Origin of the sequence: Thiohalocapsa sp. (genome assembly GCF_019695415.1) — a bacterium.
Lineage (GTDB): Bacteria > Pseudomonadota > Gammaproteobacteria > Chromatiales > Chromatiaceae > Thiohalocapsa.
Genome location: NZ_JAIFKJ010000128.1, coordinates 1 through 5,702 on the forward strand (window position 1 = coordinate 1; position 5,702 = coordinate 5,702).

4 protein-coding genes and 1 pseudogene are annotated in these 5,702 nt (G+C 68.1%); all 5 read left to right on the forward strand.

The genetic code is table 11. The annotated features are described in order from the left end of the window. Positions 1-493: 493 nt before the first annotated feature. Positions 494-994 carry an isoprenylcysteine carboxylmethyltransferase family protein gene (locus tag I6U14_RS03140; protein WP_296896823.1) on the forward strand — a complete coding sequence of 167 codons (501 nt, stop codon included), beginning with the start codon at positions 494-496 and terminating at the stop codon, positions 992-994. 217 nt (positions 995-1,211) lie between these two features. After that, positions 1,212-3,812 (forward strand): circularly permuted type 2 ATP-grasp protein, encoded by a 2,601-nt coding sequence (locus I6U14_RS03145; protein WP_296896824.1) that lies wholly within the window; start codon positions 1,212-1,214, stop codon positions 3,810-3,812. A 2-nt stretch (positions 3,813-3,814) separates the two neighbouring features. Next, on the forward strand, positions 3,815-4,843 hold the full coding sequence (locus I6U14_RS03150; RefSeq protein ID WP_296896825.1) for a transglutaminase family protein: 1,029 nt from the start codon (positions 3,815-3,817) through the stop codon (positions 4,841-4,843). Positions 4,844-4,904: 61 nt separating this feature from the next. Further along, positions 4,905-5,387: a (2Fe-2S)-binding protein gene (locus tag I6U14_RS03155; RefSeq protein WP_296896828.1), complete on the forward strand. Its 483-nt coding sequence runs from the start codon at positions 4,905-4,907 to the stop codon at positions 5,385-5,387. Beyond that, a pseudogene (locus tag I6U14_RS03160) lies at positions 5,384-5,702 on the forward strand (molybdopterin-dependent oxidoreductase); the annotation flags it as partial. The gene I6U14_RS03155 and the pseudogene I6U14_RS03160, both read left to right, overlap by 4 nt.

Below are 5,702 nucleotides of genomic sequence, written 5' to 3' on the forward strand. Positions count from 1 at the left end.
TAAGCTGAAGGTCGGCTACCGCTGGAACCGCTTCCGGGCCGGCGACGATGGGGCCAACCGCAACGTCCTCGTGACTGGCATCAACATCTTCTTCTAACCAAATCCCAAATTTCGGGGACGGTAACTGTAACCCAGTGGCGCTTGCCCTGAATCCGAGGTGACGATGAACGCGCCAGCGGCGCTTGCCGCCGACCCTTCGCTCCAGAGACACAGCAGACGCGACGCCGGGCAGTTTGGTATCACGTCCCCACAATTGTCGTCCCCATGATTGTGTGGCGTTCACCTCGCCGTGCGGCTCGACTCTGTCTGCCCTATCATTGCGCTCGGCCCCGGTGACACTTGAGCCGCTCGGCCACCCGCCGCACCTTGTCCTGCGGATGGAGCTGAATCACTCCAACCCTTGAGCGGGGCCAGCACAAGACTCATCGCGCTGGGGCTGAGCCTCGCTGGGTTTCGCGGCGCGCGAAAGCGCGCCCAGCATCGGAGAAGAGCATTGGCCGGCAATCGGGGTGACAAACCGGGCTTCGGGGCCCGCGGCGAGCTGCTGGTCGTCATCCAGTTTGCGCTGATGATCGGCTTTGCGCTTCTGCCGGTGTGGCATCCGGGCCTGGGCGCCGATGCGATGGACACGAGCGGCGCCTGGCGCAGCTGGCTCGCGGCGCCTTTCGCGATTCTTGCCCTCGTCTTCGGCGCCTTCGGCTCCGTGCACATCCGCGACTACCTGACGCCGCTTCCCTATCCGGTGGACCACAGCCAGCTGGTGCAGCACGGCGTCTACGCCATCGTGCGCCACCCGCTGTATGCGAGCCTGCTCTTTGCGGGCGCCGCTTGGACCATCTACAACTTCAGCCTGTCGCATCTGCTCGCGCTGGGCGTGGCCTTCGTGTTCTTCAACTACAAGGCCGGCAAGGAGGAAGCCTGGCTCACCGAGCGCCATCCCGAGTACGTGGACTACGCCCGGCGCGTGAAGAAGTTCATTCCTTGGGTCTACTGAAGGGCGAGGGGCGAAGAGGAGGTCAGAGTGCGTGATGCGGGGGACCGGTGCCCGCATGCTCCCTTAGGTTTGGCGCTGCGCCAGCTATAAGGGGCCTCTCCCGCACCGATCCGTCGAACGTGGTCCGTTACCCTTCAGGCTTACCTTGCTCCCCCCACCGGGTGCGTGTGTAATCGCATCCAGCCCACCCACTCCGCCAGCCGGTCGCGAGCATCCCATGTCCGCCACGAGCCCCCTCGCCCAGCTGGACGACGCCCGCCTGGACGACGCCTATGTTCCGGCACCCGGCACCTGCGACGAGATGCGTGCCGGCGACGGTGCGTTGCGCCCGCACTGGCAGTACCTCATCGACACCCTGCGCCAGCTCGGGCGCGGCGGCATCGAGACGCGCTGGCGCGAAGCACACCGGCTGATCCGCGATAACGGCGTCACCTACAACCTCCATGGCGACCCCCGCGGCATGTCCCGCCCCTGGGAGCTCGACCCATTGCCGCTGTTGCTGCGCGGCGAGGAATGGGCCCAACTGGAGCGGGGCTTGATTCAGCGCGCGGAGCTGCTGAACGCCGTGCTGTTGGACCTTTACGGACCGCGTACGCTGATCACCCAGGGCCTGCTGCCGCCGGAGCTCGTGGACGGCTACACAGGCTATCTGATTCCCTGCCATGGCATCACCGTAGCTGGCGACCGCCCGCTGGTGTTCTACGGCGCAGACCTTACCCGCGATGCCGACGGCCACTGGCACGTCATCGGCGACCGCACCCAGACCCCCTCCGGCGCCGGCTATGCGCTGGAGAACCGGGTGGTGCTCTCACGCGTCATGCCGAGCCTGTTCCGCGACAGCCACGTGCACCGGCTGGCGGGCTTCTTCCGCGGCCTGCGCCGGGCCATGAACCGGCTGTCGCCCGGCGACGCCCCGCAGGCGCGGGTGGCGCTGATGACCCCGGGGCCGGCGAACGCGGCCTACTTCGAGCACGCCTACCTGGCCAATTACCTCGGCTATACCCTGGTGCAGGGGGCCGACCTGTCCGTGCGCGACGGGGCGCTCTGGCTGCGCACCCTGGGCCGGCTTGAGCGCATCGATGCTGTGCTGCGCCGCGTCGATGACTGCTTTTGCGACCCGCTGGAGCTGCGCGAGGACAGCATGCTCGGCGTGCCGGGCATGGTGCAGGCGGTGCGCGCGGGCAATGTCACAGTGGCCAACGCCCTGGGCAGCGGTGTCCTGGAGCACCCCGGCCTGATGGCGTTTTTGCCGGAGCTCTGCCGCCAACTGCTCGGGGAGGATCTGCTGCTGCCGCACCTGCGCACCTGGTGGTGCGGCCGGCAGGAAGACCGCGAGCATGTCCTCGCCAATTTGGAGACACTGGTCATCAAGCCCGCAGGCGGCCGTGCCGGCGACGGCCCCGGCACCCGCGTGCTCTTCGGGCGTAACCTGGATGCCAGCGCCCGTGCGCGGCTGGTGGCGCAGATTCGGGCAGAGCCGCATCGCTTCGTTGCCCAGGAGGAGGTCAAGCCGTCCACCGCGCCGGTCTACATGGACGGGCGTATCGAGCCCCGACCTTTCGTGCTGCGCAGCTTCTCGGTGGCGGAAGAAGACGGCTATGCCGTGATGCCGGGCGGCCTGAGCCGTGTCGCCCTGTCCACCGACACGCCCATGGTTTCCAGCCAGCTGGGCGGCCTCGGTAAGGACACCTGGGTGCTCGCCACCGAGCCCGAGCGCGAGGAGACGCTGCTCGGCCTGCACGAAACCCAGAGCCCCGCGGTCGTGCGCGAGAGCGATGTGTCCTCTCGAGTCGCGGACAATCTGTTTTGGATTGGCCGCTACGCCGAGCGTGCCGAGGGTCTGGTCCGACTGCTCCGCGTCACGGCCATCAACCTCACGGCCCGCAGCAGCTTCGCCGCCGAGGACGAGGGCATCGGCTGCCTCAGTACGCTGCTGGAGGCCCTAAACGAGCAATGCCAGGGCAACGTACCTCTGCCCACCGGCGCCGAGCCGGCGGCCCTGGCGGCGCCGACGCCGGAGCTCTTATCCCTGATCACGGACCTAGAGCGGGTGGGCGCCCTGCCGCAGACGCTGCAGGCCCTGGGGCTGGCGGCCTGGTCCGTGCGCGAGCGCCTGTCCAGTGATACCTGGCGCGTTATCAACGACATCGAGCGCCATCTGCGCCGGCTGACGGGCCAGCCGCCGCGAGCCCTGAATGCGGCGCTGGACGTGCTCGACCCGCTGGTGACCTCCCTGGTGGCCTTCTCGGCGCTCACACAGGAAAACATGACCCATAACGAGGGCTGGCACTTCCTGGAGGCCGGACGCAGGCTGGAGCGCGGCGTGAACCTGGCCACGCTGCTGCGCTCAACGCTGGTAGCAGTCATCCCGGCCGCGGAGGAAAGCCTGGTGGTGGAGGCCGTTCTCGGCGTCACCGACAGTCTCATCACCTACCGCCGCCGGTACCAGACCGGGACGCGCATTGGCGCGCTGCTGGACCTGGTGGTGCAGGACGAAGCCAACCCACGCGCCCTGGCGTATCAGATCCTGCGCTTGTCGCAACTGGTGGACGACATGCCGCGGGACCCCATGGGCCCGACTCGCACCGCCGCGCAGAGGGGCATGCTGCGGCTGTTGACAGAGCTCAGACTCGCGGGGCTGGACCACCTCGCCCAGCCTGACGCCGATGGGCTGCGGCGCAGCGCCCTGTCGCAGTTCCTGACCGACCAAGAGACGGGTATGGCGGCGGTTTCCGATGCGCTGACGGCGCAGTACTTCCGTCACGAGGAGCATCCGCACCACATGATCGAGCATCGACTGAGTGGGCGCCGACGCTGATCATGCGCTTTCGCGTCAGCCACACCACTGAATACGTCTACGGCAGCCCGGTGTCGCTCTGCCACACCATTGCGCACCTGAAGCCCCGGCAGACAGACCATCAACGCTGCATCAAGAGCCAGGTCCGGGTGTCGCCCTGGCCCTCGGTATCGCGCGAGCACACTGACATCTTCGGCAACCGCGTCAGCTACTTCTCCATCCAGCAGTCGCACGCAGCACTCGCGGTCAGCGCCGTGAGCGAAGTCGAGATCACCGCGCCCGAGGCACTGGACGACGCCGCCTCGCCGCCCTGGGAGGAGGTACGCGCGCGCTTGCACGCGGCTCGACAAGCCGATGCCATCCATGCCCGCATGTTCGCCGTGCCGTCCCCCGCGATTCCGACGGAACCCGCGGCAATGGACTATGCGCTCGCGTCGTTCACGCCGGGCCGCCCGGTGCTGGAGGCCGCGCGCGAGCTCATGGCCCGTATCTACGCGGAGTTCGACTACGACCCTACGGCGACCGGTGTGGCCACGCCTATCGCCGAGGTGCTGGCCAAGCGCCGTGGCGTCTGCCAGGACTTCGCTCACGTGGGCATCGCCTGCCTGCGCGCTCTCGGGCTCGCGGCCCGCTACGTAAGCGGCTACCTAGAGACCCTACCGCCCCCCGGACAGCCGAAGCTGCGTGGTGCCGATGCCTCCCACGCGTGGTACGCGCTCTATCTGCCGCCGAGCCCGAGCATGGCTGGCGTTGCCGGTCCGCTGGAGAACACGACGATCGCGTCTGCCCTCACCCCGTCCTCCGCGGACCACGCGTCCGGCGCCACCGAGCTGTCCGGCACATGGATCGACTATGACCCCACCAACGACTGTCTCCTCGGCGAGCAGCACGTCACCACCGCCGTCGGCCGCGATTACGGCGACGTCACGCCGGTGCGCGGCGTCTTCTACGGCGGCGGCGAGCACCAGCTGAGCGTAGCCGTCGACGTCGATCGGTTGGATGAGGGAACGCCGATCGGTATCTCCTCAGCGCTGACCTCGACGCGCGCTTGAGCAGGCTCCGGCTGAGCTCCAGTCTCAGGCACTGAATCGAAATACGCCGGAGCAGGCCCGCATGACATCCAGCCCCATTGAACTGACTGTCAACGGTGAACGCCACCGCCTGGACGTGGAGCCGGACATGCCGCTCCTCTGGGCGCTGCGCGACGTGCTCGGCCTCACTGGCACCAAGTTCGGCTGCGGTATCGGCCGCTGCGGGGCCTGCACTGTGCGCATGGACGGCGCCCCGGTGCGCAGCTGCTCGCTGCCGGTGAGCGCCGTCACCGGTGCCGTCACGACCATCGAGGGGCTCGGCACACCGCTGTCGCTGCACCCGGTGCAGCAAGCCTGGATCGACGCGCAGGTGGCCCAGTGCGGTTACTGTCAGTCAGGACAAATCATCGCCGCCGTCTGCCTACTCGAGCAGAGCCAGAATCCAAGCCCCGCCGAGATCGAGGCCGCCATGACCAACCTCTGCCGCTGCGGCAGCTACGCCCAGGTGCGCCAGGCGATCGCCCAGGCGGCACAGGCGCTGCGCCATGGGCAGGATGACGCATGAGCGGCGCACCTGCAGGTAAGGCGGGCAGCATCACGCGACGGGCCTTCCTCATCGGCTCGGTGGCTGTCGCGGGCGGGGTTGCCTTCGGTGTTTATCAGGTGCGCAGGCCGCATCCAAACCCGCTCCTAGACGGCCAGCGGCGGGCCAGCGAGCCCGGCACCGTCGCGCTGAACCCCTATCTGCTGATCAACGCAGAGGGCGTCAGCATCATCACGCCGCGGGCCGAGATGGGCCAGGGTGTGCACACGACAATCGCCCACACGGTGGCGGAGGCGCTGGAGCTGCCCCTGTGCCTTATCCACATCTCCGCACCCA

What these genes read in the sequence shown, in the direction of transcription:
- I6U14_RS03145 (WP_296896824.1), top strand. Translation starts at nt 1,212, where the DNA reads ATGTCCGCCACGAGCCCCCTCGCCCAGCTGGACGACGCCCGCCTGGAC.
- I6U14_RS03150 (WP_296896825.1), top strand. Translation starts at nt 3,815, where the DNA reads ATGCGCTTTCGCGTCAGCCACACCACTGAATACGTCTACGGCAGCCCG.
- I6U14_RS03155 (WP_296896828.1), top strand. Translation starts at nt 4,905, where the DNA reads ATGACATCCAGCCCCATTGAACTGACTGTCAACGGTGAACGCCACCGC.